The 20,873-nt window shown below is 61.7% G+C and carries 21 protein-coding genes; 1 reads left to right on the top strand and 20 read right to left on the bottom strand.

Annotated elements, in window-relative coordinates:
- Positions 1–8: 8 nt before the first annotated feature.
- From PARACOCCUSGL_RS0112375 to PARACOCCUSGL_RS0112335, 9 genes are all read right to left on the bottom strand, one after another.
- Entirely contained in the window at positions 9–1,154 is a 1,146-nt protein-coding gene (locus tag PARACOCCUSGL_RS0112375) for an ABC transporter substrate-binding protein (protein WP_010397002.1), read from the bottom strand.
- Positions 1,155–1,248: 94 nt separating this feature from the next.
- Positions 1,249–2,889, bottom strand: coding sequence for an AMP-binding protein (locus PARACOCCUSGL_RS0112370; RefSeq protein ID WP_010396998.1), 1,641 nt, complete (start codon positions 2,887–2,889; stop codon positions 1,249–1,251).
- Positions 2,890–2,955: 66 nt separating this feature from the next.
- Positions 2,956–3,354, bottom strand: a complete 399-nt coding sequence (locus PARACOCCUSGL_RS0112365) for a RidA family protein (RefSeq protein WP_138918342.1) — start codon at positions 3,352–3,354, stop codon at positions 2,956–2,958.
- A complete protein-coding gene (locus PARACOCCUSGL_RS0112360; RefSeq protein WP_010396995.1) occupies positions 3,344–3,763 on the bottom strand; it encodes a thioesterase family protein in 420 nt (139 codons plus the stop codon). The genes PARACOCCUSGL_RS0112365 and PARACOCCUSGL_RS0112360 overlap by 11 nt, the downstream gene beginning before the upstream one ends.
- Complete coding sequence (locus PARACOCCUSGL_RS0112355) at positions 3,760–4,908, bottom strand: acyl-CoA dehydrogenase family protein (RefSeq protein WP_010396993.1); 1,149 nt, start codon at positions 4,906–4,908, stop codon at positions 3,760–3,762. Before PARACOCCUSGL_RS0112355 ends, PARACOCCUSGL_RS0112360 begins: the two co-directional genes overlap by 4 nt.
- Positions 4,909–4,938: 30 nt before the next feature.
- Positions 4,939–5,751 carry an enoyl-CoA hydratase family protein gene (locus PARACOCCUSGL_RS0112350; protein WP_010396991.1) on the bottom strand — a complete coding sequence of 271 codons (813 nt, stop codon included), beginning with the start codon at positions 5,749–5,751 and terminating at the stop codon, positions 4,939–4,941.
- Positions 5,748–6,185 carry a MarR family winged helix-turn-helix transcriptional regulator gene (locus tag PARACOCCUSGL_RS0112345; RefSeq protein WP_010396985.1) on the bottom strand — a complete coding sequence of 146 codons (438 nt, stop codon included), beginning with the start codon at positions 6,183–6,185 and terminating at the stop codon, positions 5,748–5,750. Before PARACOCCUSGL_RS0112345 ends, PARACOCCUSGL_RS0112350 begins: the two co-directional genes overlap by 4 nt.
- Positions 6,182–6,922: an SDR family NAD(P)-dependent oxidoreductase gene (locus tag PARACOCCUSGL_RS0112340; protein ID WP_010396983.1), complete on the bottom strand. Its 741-nt coding sequence runs from the start codon at positions 6,920–6,922 to the stop codon at positions 6,182–6,184. The genes PARACOCCUSGL_RS0112345 and PARACOCCUSGL_RS0112340 overlap by 4 nt, the downstream gene beginning before the upstream one ends.
- Positions 6,919–9,204 carry a bifunctional salicylyl-CoA 5-hydroxylase/oxidoreductase gene (locus PARACOCCUSGL_RS0112335; protein ID WP_029372173.1) on the bottom strand — a complete coding sequence of 762 codons (2,286 nt, stop codon included), beginning with the start codon at positions 9,202–9,204 and terminating at the stop codon, positions 6,919–6,921. The genes PARACOCCUSGL_RS0112340 and PARACOCCUSGL_RS0112335 overlap by 4 nt, the downstream gene beginning before the upstream one ends.
- 133 nt (positions 9,205–9,337) lie before the next feature.
- Here PARACOCCUSGL_RS0112335 and PARACOCCUSGL_RS0112330 point away from each other — a divergent pair, with 133 nt between their 5' ends.
- Positions 9,338–10,453 carry a 3-hydroxyacyl-CoA dehydrogenase NAD-binding domain-containing protein gene (locus tag PARACOCCUSGL_RS0112330; RefSeq protein ID WP_010396978.1) on the top strand — a complete coding sequence of 372 codons (1,116 nt, stop codon included), beginning with the start codon at positions 9,338–9,340 and terminating at the stop codon, positions 10,451–10,453.
- A gap of 6 nt (positions 10,454–10,459) precedes the next feature.
- On the opposite strand, the gene PARACOCCUSGL_RS0112325 is transcribed toward PARACOCCUSGL_RS0112330, so the two are convergent.
- The 11 genes from PARACOCCUSGL_RS0112325 to repA form a co-directional block, all read right to left on the bottom strand.
- Positions 10,460–11,197 carry a fumarylacetoacetate hydrolase family protein gene (locus tag PARACOCCUSGL_RS0112325; protein ID WP_010396975.1) on the bottom strand — a complete coding sequence of 246 codons (738 nt, stop codon included), beginning with the start codon at positions 11,195–11,197 and terminating at the stop codon, positions 10,460–10,462.
- Positions 11,194–12,129, bottom strand: coding sequence for a sugar kinase (locus PARACOCCUSGL_RS0112320; protein ID WP_010396971.1), 936 nt, complete (start codon positions 12,127–12,129; stop codon positions 11,194–11,196). The genes PARACOCCUSGL_RS0112325 and PARACOCCUSGL_RS0112320 overlap by 4 nt, the downstream gene beginning before the upstream one ends.
- 1 nt (position 12,130) lies before the next feature.
- Entirely contained in the window at positions 12,131–13,051 is a 921-nt protein-coding gene (locus PARACOCCUSGL_RS0112315; RefSeq protein WP_010396968.1) for a 2-hydroxyacid dehydrogenase, read from the bottom strand.
- Positions 13,048–13,782: an amino acid ABC transporter ATP-binding protein gene (locus PARACOCCUSGL_RS0112310; protein WP_010396966.1), complete on the bottom strand. Its 735-nt coding sequence runs from the start codon at positions 13,780–13,782 to the stop codon at positions 13,048–13,050. Before PARACOCCUSGL_RS0112310 ends, PARACOCCUSGL_RS0112315 begins: the two co-directional genes overlap by 4 nt.
- A 56-nt stretch (positions 13,783–13,838) precedes the next feature.
- A complete protein-coding gene (locus tag PARACOCCUSGL_RS0112305) occupies positions 13,839–14,636 on the bottom strand; it encodes a transporter substrate-binding domain-containing protein (protein ID WP_010396964.1) in 798 nt (265 codons plus the stop codon).
- A gap of 35 nt (positions 14,637–14,671) precedes the next feature.
- Positions 14,672–15,328, bottom strand: a complete 657-nt coding sequence (locus PARACOCCUSGL_RS0112300; protein WP_010396961.1) for an amino acid ABC transporter permease — start codon at positions 15,326–15,328, stop codon at positions 14,672–14,674.
- A gap of 1 nt (position 15,329) precedes the next feature.
- On the bottom strand, positions 15,330–15,998 hold the full coding sequence (locus PARACOCCUSGL_RS0112295) for an amino acid ABC transporter permease (RefSeq protein ID WP_010396959.1): 669 nt from the start codon (positions 15,996–15,998) through the stop codon (positions 15,330–15,332).
- Positions 15,999–16,066: 68 nt separating this feature from the next.
- The gene (locus PARACOCCUSGL_RS0112290) at positions 16,067–17,080 is read right to left on the bottom strand and encodes a LacI family DNA-binding transcriptional regulator (RefSeq protein ID WP_010396957.1); all 1,014 of its coding nucleotides are present in this window, start codon (positions 17,078–17,080) and stop codon (positions 16,067–16,069) included.
- A 177-nt stretch (positions 17,081–17,257) separates the two neighbouring features.
- Entirely contained in the window at positions 17,258–18,415 is a 1,158-nt protein-coding gene (gene repC / locus PARACOCCUSGL_RS0112285) for a plasmid replication protein RepC (protein WP_029372169.1), read from the bottom strand.
- A 185-nt stretch (positions 18,416–18,600) separates the two neighbouring features.
- A complete protein-coding gene (repB, locus tag PARACOCCUSGL_RS0112280; RefSeq protein WP_010396953.1) occupies positions 18,601–19,569 on the bottom strand; it encodes a plasmid partitioning protein RepB in 969 nt (322 codons plus the stop codon).
- Positions 19,566–20,753 (bottom strand): plasmid partitioning protein RepA, encoded by a 1,188-nt coding sequence (repA, locus tag PARACOCCUSGL_RS0112275; protein ID WP_010396950.1) that lies wholly within the window; start codon positions 20,751–20,753, stop codon positions 19,566–19,568. The genes repB and repA overlap by 4 nt, the downstream gene beginning before the upstream one ends.
- Positions 20,754–20,873 lie beyond the last annotated feature (120 nt).

The following is a 20,873-nucleotide window of genomic DNA, read 5'->3' as shown; positions in this document are numbered from 1 at the left end:
GGCCAAGCTTACATCTTGCACTGCTCGGCGTAGGCATCGCCATGATCGGTCATGGCGGGGCCGATGATCTTGTTGGTGAGAACATCGCTCTCTTTCACCACCTCGCGAACGTAGTAGTCCTGGATCGGGTGCTGGTTCGGGCCAAAGCTGAACTTGCCGCGTACGCTGGGAAAATCGGCCTCGGTCAGGGCCGCGCGAAAGGCGTCGGCATCCGCCACATCCGCCTTGGCGACCGCCGAAAGCAGCAGGTTCGCGGTGTCATAGGCCTGCGCCGCGTAAAGCGAGGGCAACCGGCCATATTCCGCCTGGAAGCTTTCAACAAAGGCCTTGTTCGCCGGGTTGTCAAGATCATGCGACCATTGCGCGGTGTTCCTGACCCCCAGCGCCGCATCCCCGACCGCAGGCAGGATGTCCTGGCTAAAGCTGAAGGCAGGGCCGATCACCGGCTTGCCGACGCCGGATTCGGCATATTGCTTCATAAAGGCGATGCCCATGCCCCCGGGCAGGAAAAAGAACACAGCATCCGCGTCGCTGTTGCGGATCTGGGCGATCTCGGCGGCATAGTCGGTCTGACCGACCTGGGTATAAACCTCGTTGGCAACCTCGCCCTTATAATAACGCTTGAAGCCAGACAGGGAATCCTGTCCGGCCGGATAGTTCGGGGCCATGATGAACATCTTGCCGATGCCGGCATCGGTCGCATAGGCGCCAGCCGCCTCATGCAGGTTGTCGTTCTGATACGAGACCGAGAAATATTTCGGGTTGCACCCCGCACCGGCCAGCTGCGACGGCGCGGCATTGGTCGAAAGGTAGAACTTGCCCTGCGCCACCGCTGCCGGAACCACCGCCATGGCAAGGTTAGACCAGACAATGCCGGTCAGCACGTCCACCTGTTCGGACTGGATCATCTTGTCAGCGATCTGAACCGCGACATCCGGTTTCTGCTGGTCGTCCTCGATCACCAGCTCGACCTGTTTGGCGGCATCGCCCGCATTTTTCAGCGCCAGCAGAAAGCCGTCACGCGTATCGACGCCCAGACCGGCACCGCCGCCCGACAGAGTGGTGATCATCCCGACCTTGACGCCTTCGGCCTGCGCAGCCCCCGCAAGGGCCACGGCCGCAACGCCGCAGATCAGCAACCTTTTCAGTTTCATCTTGGACTCCCTGTTTGAAGCGACGATTGTCGTCACATGTTTTTATGATGCGGTCGCGGGCTGCAACGCCTTTCCAGCCCGCATCCGTTCTTTGTCACACCCGCCCCTGCAACAGGCGAAAGCGTTGGATCTTGCCGCTGTCGGTTTTGGGCAAACCCTCGGTAAAGACCACGCGGCGCGGATATTTGAACGGAGCGATCACGGATTTCACGTGATCCTGCAGGCATTTTATCATCAGCTCATCCGCCAGGACACCAGAGCGCAGAACAACATGCGCCTCGACGATCTGACCACGCGCCTCGTCGGGGGCGCCTACCACGGCGCATTCCAGAACATCGGGATGGGCAAGCAACGCCGCCTCGACCTCGGGACCGGCGATGTTGTAGCCCGATGAGACGATGATACCGTCGGTACGGGCGGCAAAGTGGTAATAGCCCTGTTCGTCGCGCCAGAAACTGTCGCCGGTCAGGTTCCAGCCATCCTGCACATAGGCGCGCTGGTTCTTGTGATCCGACAGATAGCGACAGCCGACCGGGCCGCGCACCGCCAGCCGTCCCGTCTCACCCGCTGGTACCTCTTTGCCGTCCGGACCGATGATGCGGGCCTCATAGCCCTTGACCGGGCGGCCCGTACAAGCGGGCCGGCTATCCCCGAAACGGTTGGTCAGAAAGATATGCAGCATCTCGGTCGAACCGATACCGTCGAGCATGGGCTTGCCGGTCCGCGCCATCCATTCATCATAGACCGGAGCGGGCAGCGTCTCGCCCGCCGAGACGGCGGCACGCAGACTGGACAGATCCGCCCCCTGGTCCATTGCCTGCATCATCACGCGATAGGCGGTCGGCGCGGTAAAGCAGATGGTGGCGCGGTATTTCTGGATGATCTCGATCATGTTCGCGGGGGTTGCATTCTCTAGCAAGGTCGCCGAGGCGCCAAAGCGCAGCGGAAAGACCGCAAGCCCCCCAAGACCAAAGGTAAAGGCCAAAGGCGGGCTGCCGATAAACACATCCTCGGGCGTGACGTTTAATACCTCTTTGGCATAGCCATCAGCGATAATCAGGATATCGCGGTGGAAATGCATGGTCGCCTTGGGCTCGCCCGTGGTGCCCGAGGTAAAACCCAACAGCGCCACATCGTCCCGCCCGGTGCGCACTGCCCCGAACCGTACGGAATGGGACAGGGCCGCGCGGTCCAGTTCGGCATCGTGATTGGCGGAGCCGTCAAAACCGACCACGGTTTTCAGATAGCGGCTGTCCTTGGCGGCCAGCGCCAGTTCGTCCATCAGCCGGGTATCGCAAAGCGCGTGGGTGACCTGCGCCTTGTCGATGATCTTTTCCAGCTCGCCCGCGCGCAGCATCGGCATGGTGTTGATGACCACCGCCCCAGCCTTGGTCGCGGCCAGCCAACAGGCCACCATCGCCGGGTTGTTGGCCGAGCGGATCAGCACCCGGTTGCCGGGCTTGACGCCGAAATCCTCGACCAGCGCATGAGCGATACGGTTGGTCCAGTCGGTCAGTTCCTTGTAGCTGCGGATACGGCCATTGCCGATCAGCGCGAAATTGTCGCCAAAGCCCTTTTCGACCATGCGGTCGGTCAGTTCGACCGCGGCGTTCAGGTATTCGGGATAATCAAAACCATCGAGCAACAGCTGCGGCCACAGCTCGGCCGGCGGCAGGTTGTCGCGTGGAAAAGTATCGACATGGGCCGAGGGTCCAAGCGGTGGATTGCCGGTCATTTTCTGTCTCCCTGTTGGGCGGGCGGACATCTTGACGTGCCTTGGCCCGCGGACATGCTGTTGTTGTCAGGCGGGGATCACGGCGGTCGCCTCGATCTCGACCTTGGCCCGGTCCTCGACCACGGCCACGACCTGAACCAAAGCCATGGCCGGGTAGTGTCGGCCAATGACATCCTTGTAGGCCTGGCCTATATCCTTGAGCGCCGCGAGATATTCGCGCTTGTCGGTCACATACCAGGTCAGGCGCACCAGATGTTCAGGGCGCGCGCCGGCCTCGGCCAGAACCGCGACGATGGATTGCAGCGCCGTGCGCACCTGTCCGGCGAAATCATCGGTCTCGAACTCTTGCTGATCGTTCCAGCCGATCATGCCACCGGTGAACACCATCCGTCCGGTAGCGGCCACGCCGTTGGAATATCCCGGCGTCGCCTTCCAGTTTTTCGGATGCAGAACCTCATGCACCATCGCTTGCCTCCATGAACGCGATCATCTTGCGGCGGATCGGCTCGGGCCAGGGCGCCGCGCGGCCCTCGGGCTTAACCCATACAAGGGTCGAGGCACAGTTCAGACGGACCTGGCCGCCCGCACTTGCCTCAAGAGCCAGCTTTGCACTGGAGCGGCCGACATCTTCGACCGCCAGCGTGAATTCGACGATCTCACCCAGACGCGAGGGGGCATGAAAGCTCGCCTCGATACGCACGGTGGGAACGGCGCAGTTTTCCTCGATATGAATGCGGGTAAAGGGATAGGTCAGGACTTCGGCGAAAAAATTCTCGATCACCGAGTTCAGCATTTCAAAGTAACGGGGGTAAAAGACGATCCCCGCCGGATCGCAATGGTTGAATTCGATCTGGATACGGCGGCGATAGATCATGCTAGCACACTCCGCGCGATGACCACCCGCTGGACGTCGCTTGCCCCTTCGTAGATGCGCAGGGCGCGGATATCGCGATAAAGCGCCTCGACCGTGCTGCCGCAGCGCACCCCGTCCCCGCCATGCAGCTGCAAGGCGGTATCGATCACCTCTTGCGCAGCCTCTGTGGCATAAAGCTTGGCCATGGCCGCTTCGCGGGTAATGCGGGTCGCGCCCTGATCCTTGGTCCATGCGGCGCGATAGATCAGCAGCGCCGCCGCATCGACCTTCAGCGCCATATCGGCCAGATGGCCCTGTACGATCTGGTAATCGGCCAGCGTACCGCCACCGGCGCGCGGGCGGGCGACCCGCGCCAGCGCCTCATCAAGCGCACGCCGCGCCATGCCGAGCGCCGCAGCACCCACGGTCGGGCGAAAGACGTCAAGGACGGACATGGCGATCTTGAACCCCTCACCCGGCTGGCCGATCAGCGCCGCCTCGGGCAGCTCGACCCCGGCGAGCTTCAGCCGCGCCAGCGGATGAGGGGCGATCACCTCGATCCGTTCGGCAACCGACAGTCCGGTGCTGTCGGCGGGCATCAGAAAGGCCGACAGGCCCCGCGCACCCGGCGCCTCACCCGTACGGGCAAAGATCACATACAGATCGGCAATCCCGCCGTTCGAGATATAGGTTTTCTCGCCGCTCAACCGCCAGCCGCCGGGGGTGCGCTCGGCCGTGGTCGCGGTGCTGGCAACATCCGAACCCGCGCCCGGCTCGGTCAGCGCAAAGGCCGAGATTGCCTGTCCCGCCCGGGTCCGCTCAAGCCATTTGCGCTGGTCTGGCGTACCAAACAGCGTGACCGCCCCCATGCCAAGCCCCTGCATGGCAAAGGCGAAATCGGCCAGAGGGTCGTGGCGCGCCAGCGTTTCGCGGATCAGGCAAAGGCTGCGAACGTCCAGCCGCTCACCCTCGTTCGCACCGCTGTGACGCAGGAACCCTGCCTGGCCCAGCGCGGCGACCAGCCCCTTGCAGGCAGCGTCGGTGTCGCCGTGATCGGCGGGCAAATGCTTCACGCTCCAATCTTCGAGCGCCGCTGCCAGTTCACGGTGGCGGGCCTCGAAAAACGGCCAGTCCAGAAAGCTCTTGTCCATCTTGCGCGTTCCCATCTCGTATGAGCAGCCCTTGGCTTCTGCCGGTCAGTCCCCCTGAAACACCGGCTTTTCCTTGGCGACGAAGGCACGATAGGCGCGCTCAAAGTCGCGGGTCTGCATGCAGATCGCCTGCGCCTGCGCCTCGGCCTCGATGGCCTGCTCAAGCCCCATGCTCCATTCCTGATTAAGCTGGGTCTTGGTGATGCCATGGGCAAAGACCGGCCCGGCAGCCAGACGCCGCGCCATGGTCTGGGCAGCGTCCTCCAGCGCGCCCGGCTCGTGCAGGGTGTTCCAGAAGCCCCAGGCGTGGCCCTCCTCGGCATTCATCACCCGGCCGGTGTAAAGCAGCTCGGCCGCGCGGCCCTGACCGATGATACGCGGCAGCATGGCACAGGCACCCATGTCGCAGCCCGCAAGCCCGACCCGGGTAAAAAGAAAGGCGCATTTCGCCTCGGGCGTCGCCAGCCGCAGATCCGAGGCCATGGCAAGAATCGCCCCCGCCCCGACGCAGATCCCGTCGACCGCTGCGATGATCGGCTTGCTGCAAGCAATCATCGCCTTGACCAGATCACCGGTCATGCGGGTGAATGCCAGCAGCCCTTTCATATCCATGCCAACAAGCGGGCCGATGATGTCATGCACATCCCCGCCCGAACAGAAATTCCCGCCGTTCGAGGCCAGCACCACCACATCGACGTCGGTGGCATATGGCAGCGCGCGGAAAGTATCGCGCAGCTCGGCATAGCTTTCAAAGGTCAGCGGGTTCTTTCGCTCGGGGCGGTTCAGGCGGATGGTGGCGATGCGGTCCTGCACCTCCCACAGGAAATGCTGGGGTTTCAGCCCGGCCAGTTCGGTCATTTCGCGCCTCCCATGCGTTTGAGGATCTCGGTGAGCTGGTCGATGTCTTCTTCGGTCAGGTTGGCAAAGATGCGGTTCACCTCGGCCTCGTGATCGGCGGCAAAGCCTTCAAAGGCCGCCAGCCCTTCGGGCGTCAGCGCGACCAGCACCGTGCGCCGGTCCGTTTCGGATGGGGTGCGCCGCGCCAGCCCGTCCTTTTCCAGCCGGTCCACCACCGCCGTCGCATTGCCGTTCGAGACGAGCAGCATCCGGCTAAGCTCACCCATGGTGATACCTTCGCGCCGACGATACAGCGCCGCCATCACGTCAAAACGCGGCAATGTCGTGTCATGGCGCAGGCGCAGGAATTCGCGCAGCTCACCCTCGGCCGCGCGGGTAACGCCCAAAAGGCGGATCCACAGTTTCAGCCGCCGCTTTGACAGAGGGTCGGTCATGTCTCACCCCCCGCGATAGCGATGGCCTGACCGTTGATCCCTTCTGACCCCGGGGCGCAAAGCCACAGCGCCGCGGCACTGACCTCGGCAGGCTGGATCAGCCGTCCCTGCGGATTGGTCGCTGTCAGGGCGGCAAGCGCCTGATCGCGGCTTTTCCCGGTCTTGTCCACGATATTGGCGATCGAGCGTTCGGTCATCTCGGTCTCAAGGAAACCGGGGCAAAGCGCGTTCACGGTCACGGGCTTTTTCGCCACCTCCAGCGCAAGGCTGCGCACCAGACCAACAACGCCATGTTTGGCAGCCGCATAGGGCGCGACATAGGCATAGCCGCGCAGCCCGGCGGTCGAGGCAACGGCGATCAGCCGGCCCCAGCCGGGCAGTTGCGCCAACCCCTCGCGAAAGGTCAGAAAGGTGCCGGTCAGATTCACCGCCAGCATGGCGTTCCACTGGTCAAGCGAGGTACGGCCCAACGGCGCGCTGTCCGCCGCCCCGGCGTTGGCAATGACGATATCGCAGGGGCCAGCCTCGGCGAACATCGCCTTGACGCTGGCCTCATCCGTCACATCGGCGGTGACAGCGCGGACGCCGGTGCGTTCCGAGACCGCCTGCAAGGGCGCCATGCGGCGACCACAGATCACCACCTCGGCCCCTGCCCCGGCAAAGGCGCGCGCCAGATCGGCACCGACGCCGGTGCCGCCTCCGGTGATCAGCACCCGTTTCCCCGCGACCGATGTCATACCCGGATTGCCTCTTGTGCGCGGCTGCGCAGGCGCAGCGCCTGACTGCGGCCCGCCAGATAGGGCAAGGGCCATTGCGTCGCGTCGTCCCCGGCCTCGATGGCCGCATGCAGCGTCCAGTAAGGATCGGTCAGATGCGGTCGGGCGAGACAGACCAGATCGGCCCGGCCAGCCAGCAGGATGCCGTTCACCTGATCGGCCTCGGTGATATTGCCGACAGCCATGGTGGCAAGCCCCGCCTCGTTGCGGATACGGTCGCTGAAGGGGGTCTGGAACATCCGGCCATAGATGGGCCGCGCCCCGGTGCTGGTCTGGCCGGCCGATACGTCGATGATATCGGCACCGGCATCCGAGAACATCCGCGCGATCTCGACCGCTTCTTCGGGTGTCACGCCTTCATCGCCGACCCAGTCATTAGCCGAGATACGTACCGATATCGGCTTTTGGTCTGGCCAGACCGCGCGCATGGCACGGAATACCTCAAGCGGATAGCGCATCCGGTTTTCAAGACTGCCGCCGTATTCATCCTCGCGCCGGTTCGACAGCGGCGAGATGAAGCTTGAGATCAGATAGCCATGCGCGGCATGAAGCTCGACCATGTCAAAGCCCGCACGCGCCGCCATCCGCGTCGCGGCGACGAACTGATCGCGCACCATGTCCATATCAGCGCGGTCCATGGCCTTGGGTACCGCGTTCCCGTCTTGCCACGGGATCGCACTTGCCGAAAGCAGCGGCCAGTTCCCCGAGAGCAGCGGGCGGTCAGCGTCCTCCCACCCGACCTGGGTCGAGCCTTTGCGACCCGAGTGACCGATCTGCATGCAGATCCTGGCCCGTGTCTCGGCATGGGTGAAATCGACGATGCGTTTCCACGCCGCCTCATGTTCGGGGGCATAGAGGCCAGGACAGCCGGGGGTGATCCGCCCCTCGGGCGAAACGCAGGTCATCTCGGTATAGACCAGCCCCGCGCCACCCTTGGCACGTTCGGCATAATGGACAAAGTGCCAATCGGTCGGACAGCCGTCCACCGCCTTATATTGCGCCATAGGCGAGACGACGACGCGGTTTTCCAATTGCATATCGCGCAGTTTGAAAGGCGCGAACATCGGCCGCCGTCCCTTTTGCCCGCCTGCGCGTTCCTGAAACCAGTCCTCGGCCTGACCAAGCCATTCAGGATCACGCAGGCGCAGGTTTTCATGGCTGATCCGTTGCGAGCGGGTCAGCAGGGAATAAGCGAACTGCACCGGCTCCATGTCAAGGTAACGCTCGACCTGCTCAAACCATTCAAGGCTGTTGCGCGCCGCCGATTGCAGGCGCAGAACCTCAACCCGGCGCTCTTCCTGATAGCGCTCAAAGGCGCGCTCCATGGTTGGTTCGGAATGCAGGTATTCAGCCAGCGCGATGGCGCTGTCAAAGGCCAGTCGCGAGCCGGAACCGATCGAGAAATGCCCGGTGGCTGCCGCATCGCCCATCAGGACGACATTCTCGTGATACCACTTTTCGCAGATGACGCGCGGAAACTGGATCCAGACTGCCGAGCCGCGCAAATGCGCCGCATTCGACATCAGCTCATGGCCGCCGAGATGACGTTCAAAGATCCGGCGGCAGGTTTCAACCGATTCCTCTTTGGACATGTCGGCAAAACCAAGCTTGTCCCAGGTCTCGGGCAGGGTTTCGACGATAAAAGTCGCGGTGTTGTCATCGAACTGATAGACATGCGCCCAGACCCAGCCATGCTCGGTCCGTTCAAAGATAAAGGTAAAGGCGTCGTCGAATTTCTGATGCGTGCCCAGCCAGATAAACTTGCAGCGGCGCAGGTCGATGTCGGGCTGGAAGACATCGGAATATTCCTTGCGCACAAGGCTGTTGATGCCGTCGCACCCTACGACGAGGTCATATTCCTTGCGATATTCCTCGGCCGAGCGGAACTCGGCCTCAAACCGCAGATCGACGCCCAGTTCGCGGGCACGCTCTTGCAGCAGGATCAGCATCTGCTTGCGGCCGATACCGGCAAAGCCATGCCCGCCCGAAACGGTCCGCACGCCGTCATGTACGACGGCGATATCGTCCCAATAGGCAAAATGGCTGCGGATCGCCTCGGTGCTGACGGGATCGTTCTTTTGCATCCGCCCCAGCGCGTCGTCGGACAGAACCACGCCCCAGCCAAAGGTGTCATTGGCCTTGTTCCGCTCCAGCACCGTGATCTGATGCGACGGGTCGCGCAGTTTCATCGAGATGGCGAAATAGAGGCCCGCAGGTCCCCCACCCATACACAAGATTTTCATCCGGCACCTCCCCGTGCAACGACGACCCTTGAAGAAAAGCTGCCTGCGAATCGGAAACATTTCAAGTTTAAAATTTCAAACTTGAAAGATTTTGCGCGGCCGGCATGATATGTGAAAAAAATGAGGTTCCGCTATGACCACCATTGCCGTCATCGGCTTGGGCACGATGGGTCTGGGCATTGCCCAGACCTATGCAGCCGCAGGCTTTGCCGTTCTGGCGACCGATGCCATGTCCGAGGCACGCGCGACCGCACCCGGCCGTTTGCGCGCCGCCCTGACACCCAGGGTTCAGGCCGGCAAGCTGACAGAGCCCGAAATGGAGGCGATTTTATCCCGTCTCACCATCGTTGAGGGTCCCGAGGCAATGGGTACAGCCGATCTGGCCATCGAAGCGGTGGTCGAACGGATGGAGGTCAAGCGCACGCTTTTTGCCGCGCTGGAGGCGGTGGTTGCACCCGATGCGGTGCTGGCAACCAATACCTCCTCGCTGTCGGTCGAGGCCATGGCCGAACAGCTTGCCCGGCCCGAACGCTTGCTGGGGCTGCATTTCTTCAACCCCGCACCGGTGATGAAACTGGTCGAACTGGTTGCCCATCCCGGCACAGCCCCCACTGCGCTTGCCCGCGCCCGCGACCTGACCGAGGCAGCTGGCAAGACGGTGATCCAATGTCCCGACCGGCCCGGCTTTATCGTCAACCGCTGTGCCCGGCCATTCTATGGCGAGGCACTGGCGATGTTGGAAGAGGGCCGCAACCCGGCCGAAATCGACGCAGCAATGCAGGCGGCTGGCTATCGGCTGGGTCCCTTTGGGCTGATAGATCTGGTCGGTGCCGATATCAATCTGGCGGCCACCGAAAGCCTTGCAACGGCGATGCAGGGTCATCCGCGTTATCACGTTTTTGACGCGCTGCGGCGACAGGTCGCCGAGGGCAATCTGGGCCGCAAGACCGGCCGGGGCTTTATCCATCCCGGACAACCCGGTCCCGCCCCCTCGGACGCGGAAGCCATCGTTCTGCGCATCGAGGCCGCCCTGGTCAACGAAGCAGGCTGGTTGCTGGCCGAGGGTGGCACCACGCGCGAAGGTATCGACACCGCGCTGAAGCTGGGCCTGAACTTCCCGCGCGGACCGTTCGAGATACTGAATGCGCGCGGCCACGCCGAGGTGCTGGGACAGCTTGAGGCGCTTGCCTCGGCGGCACCGGCCTATCTGAATGGCCGCTATCTGCCCGCGCCGGTGCTAATGCAATAGGCCGGTTCAGGTAAGACGGGCAAACACCCCTGCCCCATCCACTGTTGCCCGGGCTGTCCGCGCATCGCCAAGGGGCAGCGGCCCGATCCGCGCCCCGGTGATGATCACGTCACCCCGGCCAAGCGGCAGCCCCTGCGCAGCCGCGTGACTGGAAAGCCAGGCCAGAAAATCCACCGCCTCGGCCAGGCTCGCTGCCACTTCGGGCGCGGTAACCTGCCGGTCGTCGAGCCAGAGCGTGATCCCCAGCGGATCGCGCATCCCGTCGCGCCAGCCGGGCAGCGGATCGCCAAGCACGATCCCGGCCGAGGCAAACCCGTCAGCCATCAGCTCAAGCGGGCTTGCCGTTCTGCGGTCGGCAAGGCGCGGGGCGATCAGCTCAAAGGCCAATCTGACCTCAGCAATCGCATCCATCGCCGTCAATGCAGACACGCCTGCGGGCAGATCAGCACCAAGGATCAGTGCCGTTTCGACCTCGATGCAGGCATCTGATGGCAAGCGTGGCAGTCTGACCCCTGCGGGCCAGACCATCCGCCCCGGCAAGGCGGCCGCATGACGGTCCCGTCCGGCAAGAAGCGCCATTTTCCACGCGCCCGCTTTGCCCAGCCCCTGAATGACATGGCGCTGAACCGCATAGGCCGCGTCTGGATCAGGGGGCGGCGGCACTAAACCCGGGAAGCGCGCCGCACCGCGATGAACCGCTAGCAGAGCTTGCGCAGCGGCCACGGCATCAAAGCCCGAGTTCATGCGCTGATCCTCAGCCCCAGATCGGGCATCGCATCGCACGGGATCACCGCGCCGGGATGTGTGACGACGACCGAGGCAAGCTGCGCCGCCAAAGCCACCGCCCGATCAGGGGGCAGACCCGCATCCCGCGCGACAAGCCAGCCGGCGTTGAAGCTGTCGCCCGCACCTGTGGTATCGACAGCCGCGACCATGGGCGGCAGCGGATAGGTCTGGATCGCGTCCTGGCCGGGCGGGCGATACATCACCTCACCGCCCCCGGTGGTCAGGGCGATTTCGGCCCCGCCAAGGCTGGTCAGCGCATTCATCGCAGCGGCAGGATCAGTAGCGCCAAAACAACCCGCCAGATCGTCAAGCGAGGGCAGGATCAGGCTTGCCAGCGAAGCTGCCCGCCCGATCACCGCCTGTGCCGTCGCAACATCGGGCCAAAGCGCGGGGCGATAATTGGTATCAAGGACAATGCGCCCCCCTGCCCCGCTGCGTTGCTCCAGTGCCCAGAAAAGCTGTTCGCGGCTTTCAGGTTCAAGGATCGCCAGAGTGATCCCGGACAGAAGAACGGTTCCGGCATTGGCGACAGCATCACGCGCGTCCCCGCCATTCAGAAACATGCGCCGCGCCGGGGCTTGTTCGCGCCAATAAAGAAAGCTGCGCTCACCCCTCGCATCGGTCGAGATGAAGCTGAGCCCGGGACGCCCGCCCGCCTCGGTCGAGCACAGATCGCTGATACCTTCGGTCGTCATGACGTTGCGCAGCCATATGCTCATCGCGTCATCGCCAAGGCGCGACAGGTAACCGACCGAACCCGGAGGCAAAAGCCGCGCGAGATAAATCGCGCTGTTCAGCGTGTCACCCCCGGCGCGCCGGTCAAAGGTCGAAGGGGCATCGCGACGGGCTGTGAACTCGACCAGCGGTTCACCGATGCAAAGGTAGCGCATCTTATACCTCATAGGGGGTAAGCAGCGGCTGGCCTGCGAAATAAGCCGCGATATTGTCCAGAACCAGCTGCGCCATGGCGCGTCGCGCCTCGGCAGTGGCCGAACCGATATGCGGGGTCAGCACGCAATTTGGCGCGTCCCGTAGTGCCTGCGGCACATGCGGCTCATCATCAAAAACATCCAGACCGGCCCCGGCGATGGTCCCGGCATTCAACGCCGCAACAAGTGCGGCAGTCTCGACCACCGGGCCGCGTGCGACATTGACAACAATCCCCCCCTGCCCCAGCGCAGCCAGCACTTTGGCATCGACAAGGCCGCGCGTCTCGCTGCCCCCCGCTGCGGTCACAAAAAGCAGGTCGCAATCTTGCGCCAGCATCAGCGCATCGGGGCGAAAGGTGTCGGGACTGTCTGCCCTTTCGCTGCGAGCGGTATACAGAACCTCCATCCCCATGCCACGCAGCAGATCGGCGAGCCGCCGCCCGATGCGGCCATAGCCGAGGATGCCCGCGCGCCGCTCAAGCACGGAAAGACCCAGCGGAAGCTTGCCGCCCAAAGCCCATTTGCCTGCGCGCACAAAGCGGTCGCCCTCGGCAATGCGGCGACCTGCGGCCAATGCCAGCGCAAGCGCGGTTTCAGCCACTGCAAGCGACAGAACATCCGGGGTGGTGGTAACTGCAATGCCGCGTCGCTGTGCCTCGGCCAGATCGACGGCATCAACGCCGACCCCGTTCACAGCGATCAGCCGCAACGCCGGCAGCTGCGCCATCTGCTGCGCCGAAATACCGACATTGCCCGCAGTCAGGACCACCTCGGCATCCGCTGCCTCGGTAAGGTCGTGGATGAGATGATAATCGGCATCAAGCCGCGCAGCCATTTCCGGGGGCTTTATCTCGGCCAGGGCGAGAACGCGGGGACGGGTCATGCGATCTGTCCCAGAAAATTCTGCAACCGCTCATTCTTTGGGTTGTTAAAAAACTCTTCCGGGGCGTTTTCCTCAACGATCACACCCTTGTCCATAAAGATGACCCGGTCCGCGACCGCACGGGCAAAGTCCATCTCATGGGTAACGCACAGCATGGTCATCCCTTCGCGGGCAAGGTCGATCATCGTGTCGAGGACCTCTTTGACCATCTCGGGGTCAAGGGCCGAGGTGGGTTCATCAAAGAGCATGATCCGCGGTTTCATGCACAATGCCCGTGCGATGGCGACGCGCTGTTGCTGACCGCCGGACAGCTGGGCGGGATATTTGTCGGCCTGTTCCGGGATGCGCACCCGCTCAAGATATTTTCGCGCCGTCGCCTCGGCCTCGGCACGCGGGATCTTGCGCGTCTTCATCGGTGCGAGGACGCAGTTTTCCAGCACGGTCATATGCGGAAACAGGTTGAAGGACTGAAAGACCATGCCGACATCCTGACGCACCCGGGCCACGTTTTCGCCCCCTGCCGTCAGCTCGACCCCGTCGACAACGATCGTGCCGGATTCAATCGGCTCAAGCTGATTGATGGTGCGGATAAGTGTCGATTTTCCCGAACCAGACGGCCCGCAGATGACGATACGTTCGCCCCGCGCAACGGTCAGATTGATGTCGACCAGCGCATGATAGGCACCGTAATATTTGTTCACAGAGCGCATGATGATGGCGGCTTCGGTCATAGCTGCTCTCTCCCCTTCGGATGGCGCGCGGCCCTGCCGAGGCCGCGCGGCGGGTGTCACTGGGCGTTCTTGACGAAATCGGGAAGCGGCTCACCCAGCCATTTTTCATGGATCTGGTCCAGCGTGCCGTCGGATTTCGCCTGCTCGACAAACGCGTTGATCTGTTCAAGCAGCGCATCCGATCCCGGCGCGACCGCAATGCCCTGAACCTGGCTCGACAGGTCAAACTTTTTATCGAAACGGTCCCCGGCAACGCCGGTAAGCTGTGAGAACACCACGTTCGACAGGCCGATCAGCTTGACCTGACCCGACATCAGGGCCTGTACGGCGCTGGCGTCATCGTCAAAGCGGCGGATGTCGGTGCCCTGCGGCGCCACCTCGGTCACACCGGTATCCTGGGTCGAGGCCCGGGCCACGGCGACCGACTGTCCGGCAAGCCCAGCTGCGTCCTTAACCTCCACCCCGCTGTCGCCATAAATGGCGATGCTGATCCCTGCATAGGGCTTTGAGAAAGAGACCTTTTCGGCCCGTTCCGCCGTGATGCCAAGCGAGGCGACTAGCACATCGACCTGTCCCGAAAGCAGATAGGGAATGCGGTTCGGCCCGGTCACCGGCACGATCTGGGCCTGGACCCCCAGAAATTCGCCAAGCGCCTTGGCCACATCGGCGTCATAGCCATCGGGCTTGCCCGAGACATCCTGGACGCCAAAGGGCGGAAAATCGACAAGCATACCGATGCGAATGGCCCCTGCCCCCTTGATCGTCTCAAGATCGGCGGCACTGGCGGACAGGCCCATCCCCATGGCCAAGGCCCCGGCGGCAAGCACGGCAAAAGTGCGGCGGTTCAGTTTCATGGTCTCCTCCCTTTCATGATATCTTGCGGGACGTGTCATCGGGTGACAGCCAGCCGCATACGTGCCTCGATACGCCGGGCCAGAAGCGACAGCGGCCAGCACAGGATGAAATAAAGCGCGGCCACCGTGCCAAAGACCAGAAACGGCTTGAAGGTCGCGTTGTTGATGATCTGTCCGGCCCGGGTCAGCTCGGTAAAGCCAATGATCGAGGCAAGCGAGGTGCCCTTGATCAGCTGGACAAGGAAACCCACGGTTGGCGCAGTCGCAAGCCGCATCGCCTGCGGCAGCACGACATAGCGCATCCGGTCGATATAGGACAGGGAAAGCGCAGTCGCAGCCTCGGTCTGGCCCGAAGGGACAGCCTCGATCGCGCCGCGCCAGATTTCACCCAAGTAGGCGCTGGCATGAAGGGTCAGCGCCACAGTTGCCGCCAAAAGCGGATCTATGGGCAGGCCGATCACCGCAAGGCCGAAATAGACCAGAAACAGCTGCATCAGCAGAGGCGTGCCCTGAAACACCTGAATAAAGGCCGCGGCCACCCGCCGTCGCATCCGTCCCTGTGCAGTTCGTGCCAATGCGACAACCATTCCGCCAACGGCCCCGCCCAGAAAGGCGATGACTGACAGGATCAGCGTCCAGCGCACAGCCGAAATGATGAAGAAGAGGTCGGCAGAGGAAAACGCGCGGATCATCTCAGCGGCTCGCAGGATAAGAGAAAAAGATGCGCCGAATGCCCGCAAACAGGGTCGAAAATCCCAGAGCCAGCAGAAAATACATGATCGTCAGGACCAGATATATTTCAAAATTGGCAAAGGTACGCGCGCTCAGATCGGCCCCGGCCGCGGCAAGATCATTTGCAGAAATCACCGAAACGACGCTTGAGGTCAGCATCAGGTAGATGAACTGGCTGGTCAGCGAGGGATAGATGTTCCGCAGCGCTGGAACCATGATGACATAACGAAATATCTGCACGGGGCTCAGGCCAAGCGCCCTGCCCGCCTCGACCTGACCGCGGGGGATGGACTCGATACCGGTGCGGATGATCTCGGTTCCATAGGCACCGACATTGACCACCAACGCGACCAAGGCCGCGACATTCGGTGACAGGCTGATCCCCGCCGCAGGAAGGCCGAAAAAGATAAAGAAGATCTGCACGAGGAACGGCGTATTCCGGATCACCTCGACATAGATGTCGGCCATCCACCGCAAAGGCCGGATGCCCGAGGTTTTGGCCACCGCACCAAGGACCGAAACGATCAGCCCGAGCATCATCGCCATCAGCGACAGTTTCACCGTCAGCCACGCGCCATGGATCAGCAGATCCAGATTGGCGAGTACTGGCTGGAAGTTGAACTGATACATCTGCCCTCCCTTGCGGATGCCTCGATTCCCTTAATTTAGATCGTTCTAAAACAAAATGAAGAAAAAAGTCAATTCACGTTTATCGCGCTGCTGTCCCGGACAATCAGTCGTGGAGCTATGATGGAACGTTCAACCGGGGCATCAGCATCTGCAAGGCGGCGTGCCAGCAATCTTGCTGCAGCGGCCCCAATCCCTGCGGGGTTCATGGCGACACTGGTCAAAGGCGGATAGGTCAGCTTTGCCAATGGCAGATCGTCCAGACCGACTACCGCCAGATCACGGCCCGGCTCTACTCCGGCATCGCGCAGACCCAGCATCAACCCTGCGGCAAGAATATCATTAAAGCACAGAACGGCATCGGGGCGATTGTCGAGTGCAAGCACTGCGGCGGCGGAATTGGCGCTACCCTCCCAACTTAGATCAGTCTCGACAATGCCGCCATCTTCGGCACAGGTTTCGGCTATAGCACGGGCAAAACCGATAAGCCGCTCTTCTCGTGCGGAGGTTTTTGCAGCGACCGAGAGGAAGGTGATGCGGCGGCGTCCAAGGTGAACCAGATGCTGGACTGCTAATCTAACACCCTCGACATAATCCGCGCCGGCGTAATCGGTGCTGCCCTGTCCTACTTCACGCAGCGACTGCACCACCGGCAATCCCCAGCTGTGCAGTTGTGCCGGAAGGTCCGCACTGGTCCCCTCTGCCGGGCACAGGATTACGCCATCAACACCATGGCCGCGAAACCGCTGAAGTATCTCGCGCTGACGGTGCAAATCGTCCTGGCTATTGGCAAGCAGCACAACGCGATCTTCTTCGCCCATCACCTGTTCGACGCCAGCCAGAAATTCGGTGAAGAATGAGTTCACGAGGTTTGGTACAATGACGCCCACCGTACGGCTGCTGTTATTGCGAAGCCGCGCCGCACCAATATCGCGGACGTAATCAAGTTCGGCCATGACTTGCTCGACCCGTTCCCGGGTTTGCTCAGCGACCAGGGGTGATTTTCGAACCACCAGCGAGACGGTAGCCCGCGAAACCCCGGCAACTTGTGCAACTTGGCCAAGCGTGACTCGTTTGCGCTGCATTCTTTCCTCCCATTTATTGTTGCTATCTGCCTTCCCCTGAAGGGCTGATGTCAAGACCAGGGCGACCGAGCAACAGGTGGTGGATGTTCATACCGAAGCTTTGGCGCGTGTGGATCAAGCATGCCAGGAATAATCACACAGTTTCCCTGCCTGCCGCCAAGGTTCACAGTTGTGAACTCAGGCCGCCAGACACCGATCCAAAGCACGCACCATGGGCATTGAAGAGAAAGCTCCTGCCGCTGCTTTTGCAGAAAGGCTTCGCAAATATGCCCCTGGTGAGCGGATAACGGCGAACCTCTCAAGCATTGCAGCAAGCGTAACCGAGGCCTCCTCTGCGCCCATTCTGCGCTTTGCCTCATCCCAGGCAGATGAGCATATCCCCATCATGGGTCTGACTTTCTCGGCAAGCTTTACGAAATCGGTCCAGTGCTGAATTGGTTCGGATGAATAGCCTCTTATCTCCTGGCACGCTGACAGTACCAACCCAAGTGGCATCCGTCTCTGTTCAGCTGATGTCACACAAGTATTTTCGCCTTTTTCAGATTCATAGGATTCAGAGTTTGAATTCTGATAGTGCTGCTCATTTTCGATGTCATTGCTGCTCATTTCCTCTGTTGGGGACACGATGGCAGGCGGCTCTAGCTGGTCGTGCAGCATGTCCAGGGCTTGCTGAAGCTGCGTTTCGATTTGCTTTAGCTCATCACAGTCCAGCTTGCGGCGCAGAGCACGACCGGTCAGAGACAAGAGGTCGTGAAAGCGATCCGCGTGGGAAGGAAGATTTTCGACAGCTACGTAGTCAAGCAGTCCGCGCAAATCACGCCGCATCAGGCTGATGGTTTCGCGCAGTGCGGCAAGCTGTTGTTCTTCTGCGCGCACTTCATCGGCTGCGGCACTGATTTCGGCAAAGCGACGCACGAGTGGTGAGAGGTCAAAGCCAAAGGCATGCGGTCCCGTTGGTCCACGCCGCACATAGCGTTTGCCGTTCGGGCTGTCGCGGCGCAGAATTACGCCCGCATCGATCAGATTGCCGAGATGCCGCCGCATGGTCGAACAGGGCATGCCATTCAGCCGTTCGCAGATCGTAGCGTTTGAAGGATGAACGACCAGCTTTTCGGGGGCGGCAAGCTCATTCCCGGGGTGAAAGCTAAGCAAAGCCTGCAACACCGTAATGTCCCGGTCAGACAGTCCAAATCGGCTGCGAGCTATCGCAAGTTCGCGCAATACCTGCCATTTGTCCACCGGACGCGCGGGCAGGGGCTGCGCCTGCTGTCCAAGATGCTGCAATTGGACAGCATCCACCATTCGCCGAAACGACGTTATGGGAATATAACCCATTTTTCTATCACGAAGACAAAAAAATCCCGTACTGCGAATCACTTCGGACTTGCAGTTGACGCCAACGACGACTACCTTGGATTTGCTACGATCAAAGGGGTCTCGTAAGGTGTATGCTTTGCGGGACCTTTTCTTTTGCCTGCTCGTGCCTCCTTGCCTGTTTTCTTTTTACTACTGCTCTCTCCTCAGCCCTTATTTTTCCAGCGGGCGTGAAGCTCTTCTAATGCGGTATTGGCCTGTTCCTGCAGCCAGTCCGCAAAATCCTGATCCTGGGTCCTGATCTCTAACCGAAGCCCATCCCTGGTGCGGGTGACGCGGCCCGCGGCCTTGCCGGCAAGCGTCAGCGACCGTGACGCGGGACGAGTCGTCGAAGAGGGCAGGGTGGCAGCCTTTCTTAAACGACGGGTAACCGCCTCGAACGCTGCAACCGACGGATCGGCAACATCTGGGCCAGATTCGCGATGCGTGCGCTCAGCAATGGCGATCAGTTCGGCGGTATCAAGCCCCGTGGCCTGCATATCCTTGACCAGAGCTTCCCACCGCGGACGGCCGATGCCATGGGCCGGACCAATCGCGCGGGCAAGGTCCTGACCGACAGCGCGCGCCACTGAAAGGGCCATCGAAATCGCCGATTTGGTCACGTTCAAGATCTCAGCGACCTCGGCTTGCGAGCCGAATCCGTTCTCGGTCAGCTCCTGGGCGAACAGCGCTCGTTCTATGAAACTCAGATCACGTCTTGCTGTGTTTTCAGATGCTTGCGCCCTCAGCGCTGCCTTGTCATCCATCGCGGCGATCATGGCGCGGACCTTGCTGACCCGCTCTGATGCGCGCACTGCCTCCAGCCGCCTGCGGCCATAGACCAGCAGATAGCGATCAGGATCAGACGGATCACGACGCACCAGAATTGGCACGGTTTGTCCCACTGCCTCGATCGAGGCGCGCAGATCGTCGATGTCTTTTGGGTCCAGACGGTCGGCTGCCCGATCATCGGTGATCTGCTCGGGATCCAGCTCCCAGATCCGGTGGCTGTCCACGGCATCACGGGCCGAACGCAGGGCCCTATTGGTGGTCATCATCGAGCTGACGCCGCCTCCGGCACTGGCCTGTGCCAGATTATCGAGCAGCGACATGCGCCTTTTCTTGCTGTCGGTCATGAACGCCCCCAGGTCTTCTGGATAAGCTGGGCGATCTCGTCATTGACTGCGTTCAGGCTTTCAATCGCGCGGTCATAGGTCGACCGGGTGAAGGCCGTGCGGTCCACCTCATAAAGCGTCTGCTTGGTCAGACCGGCATCCGAAATCGCCGTCGATTTCAGCATCGGTGCATTCAGCACCTTGTCGCCATACATAGTGCGCAAAAAGGCGACGATGCGGTTTTGCGGTGCGTCCGTCGGCTCATAGCGGGTCAGCAGATAGCGCATCCAGTCATGCGACATATCGGCGCCGCTTTCCGCGATCACGTCCATCAGATCGGCTGTCATGCGCAGGAACTGGCTCATCGACATGACGTCCAGCATTTCGGGGTGGATGGTGACAAGCACTCCGGTCGATGCCGATAGTGCCGACATGGTCAGGAACCCCAGTTGCGGCGGGCAGTCTATTACCACCACATCGTAATCATCGTCGACCTGAGCCAGCGCCTCCCGGACACGGAAAAAGAACAGGCCGGCGTTGCCTTGCGACAGGGCGCGAGGGGTCTCGTGCTCAAACTCCATCAGCTCAAGGTTACCCGGGATCAGGTCCAGATTCGGGATATAGGTCTTGCGGATCACCGAACGGATCGGGGCAGGGTCGTCATAGCGGATAGCGTCGTAAAGCGTGCCGCCGTCCAGCAGGTCGAACTCGGGCTGAACGCCATGCAGCGCCGTCATCGACGCCTGCGGGTCAAGGTCGATTGCAAGCACCCGGTAACCCTTGAGCGCCAGCCGCTGCGCGAGATGCGCCGAGGTGGTGGTCTTGCCCGAGCCCCCCTTGAAGTTCATCACCCCGATGATCTGAAGGTGGTCCCCCGGTCGCCGCCCGGGCAGATAGTCACCCGGCTTTCTTGCGGTCTTTTCAAGTAGTTGCCGCAGGTCCTGGATATCCTGCGCGGAATAAAGCCGCCGGTTTCCAGCCGTCAGTTCGGGCGAAGGGCCTTTGCCGTCCAGATGCAGTTTGCGCAGATAGCTGTCATTGATCCCGAGCAGCGCCGCTGCCTCGCCCGAGGTGAATTTCCGCATCGACTTGTGGGCATCCGGCGGGAACAGACTTTCCCGCTGGGCATGCAACTGCGCCGCCAGCCATTCCGAATGTTGACGGATCACGGAATTCAGGTCTTCCTGACCGCTGTCCTTGCTCATCTGCCTGCTCCGGTTGCGGCGTGTTCACGGTTTTTGTCGTTTGGCCGCGCTTTTTCGTGACTATTCCTTGATTCACCCATTGTTGCAAGCATTTTTGCCCAGACAGCCGGGCAGGGGGTG

The sequence above is a fragment of the Paracoccus sp. TRP genome (assembly GCF_000185925.1).
GTDB lineage: Bacteria > Pseudomonadota > Alphaproteobacteria > Rhodobacterales > Rhodobacteraceae > Paracoccus > Paracoccus kondratievae.
Note: the sequence above shows the minus strand (reverse complement) of the source record. Positions and strands in the feature narration are given on the sequence as shown.

Coding starts and splice junctions, on each gene's coding strand:
- PARACOCCUSGL_RS0112375 (WP_010397002.1), bottom strand. CDS start 1,154: ATGAAACTGAAAAGGTTGCTGATCTGCGGCGTTGCGGCCGTGGCCCTT.
- PARACOCCUSGL_RS0112370 (WP_010396998.1), bottom strand. CDS start 2,889: ATGACCGGCAATCCACCGCTTGGACCCTCGGCCCATGTCGATACTTTT.
- PARACOCCUSGL_RS0112365 (WP_138918342.1), bottom strand. CDS start 3,354: ATGGTGCATGAGGTTCTGCATCCGAAAAACTGGAAGGCGACGCCGGGA.
- PARACOCCUSGL_RS0112360 (WP_010396995.1), bottom strand. CDS start 3,763: ATGATCTATCGCCGCCGTATCCAGATCGAATTCAACCATTGCGATCCG.
- PARACOCCUSGL_RS0112355 (WP_010396993.1), bottom strand. CDS start 4,908: ATGGGAACGCGCAAGATGGACAAGAGCTTTCTGGACTGGCCGTTTTTC.
- PARACOCCUSGL_RS0112350 (WP_010396991.1), bottom strand. CDS start 5,751: ATGACCGAACTGGCCGGGCTGAAACCCCAGCATTTCCTGTGGGAGGTG.
- PARACOCCUSGL_RS0112345 (WP_010396985.1), bottom strand. CDS start 6,185: ATGACCGACCCTCTGTCAAAGCGGCGGCTGAAACTGTGGATCCGCCTT.
- PARACOCCUSGL_RS0112340 (WP_010396983.1), bottom strand. CDS start 6,922: ATGACATCGGTCGCGGGGAAACGGGTGCTGATCACCGGAGGCGGCACC.
- PARACOCCUSGL_RS0112335 (WP_029372173.1), bottom strand. CDS start 9,204: ATGAAAATCTTGTGTATGGGTGGGGGACCTGCGGGCCTCTATTTCGCC.
- PARACOCCUSGL_RS0112330 (WP_010396978.1), top strand. CDS start 9,338: ATGACCACCATTGCCGTCATCGGCTTGGGCACGATGGGTCTGGGCATT.
- PARACOCCUSGL_RS0112325 (WP_010396975.1), bottom strand. CDS start 11,197: ATGAACTCGGGCTTTGATGCCGTGGCCGCTGCGCAAGCTCTGCTAGCG.
- PARACOCCUSGL_RS0112320 (WP_010396971.1), bottom strand. CDS start 12,129: ATGCGCTACCTTTGCATCGGTGAACCGCTGGTCGAGTTCACAGCCCGT.
- PARACOCCUSGL_RS0112315 (WP_010396968.1), bottom strand. CDS start 13,051: ATGACCCGTCCCCGCGTTCTCGCCCTGGCCGAGATAAAGCCCCCGGAA.
- PARACOCCUSGL_RS0112310 (WP_010396966.1), bottom strand. CDS start 13,782: ATGACCGAAGCCGCCATCATCATGCGCTCTGTGAACAAATATTACGGT.
- PARACOCCUSGL_RS0112305 (WP_010396964.1), bottom strand. CDS start 14,636: ATGAAACTGAACCGCCGCACTTTTGCCGTGCTTGCCGCCGGGGCCTTG.
- PARACOCCUSGL_RS0112300 (WP_010396961.1), bottom strand. CDS start 15,328: ATGATCCGCGCGTTTTCCTCTGCCGACCTCTTCTTCATCATTTCGGCT.
- PARACOCCUSGL_RS0112295 (WP_010396959.1), bottom strand. CDS start 15,998: ATGTATCAGTTCAACTTCCAGCCAGTACTCGCCAATCTGGATCTGCTG.
- PARACOCCUSGL_RS0112290 (WP_010396957.1), bottom strand. CDS start 17,080: ATGCAGCGCAAACGAGTCACGCTTGGCCAAGTTGCACAAGTTGCCGGG.
- repC (WP_029372169.1), bottom strand. CDS start 18,415: ATGGGTTATATTCCCATAACGTCGTTTCGGCGAATGGTGGATGCTGTC.
- repB (WP_010396953.1), bottom strand. CDS start 19,569: ATGACCGACAGCAAGAAAAGGCGCATGTCGCTGCTCGATAATCTGGCA.
- repA (WP_010396950.1), bottom strand. CDS start 20,753: ATGAGCAAGGACAGCGGTCAGGAAGACCTGAATTCCGTGATCCGTCAA.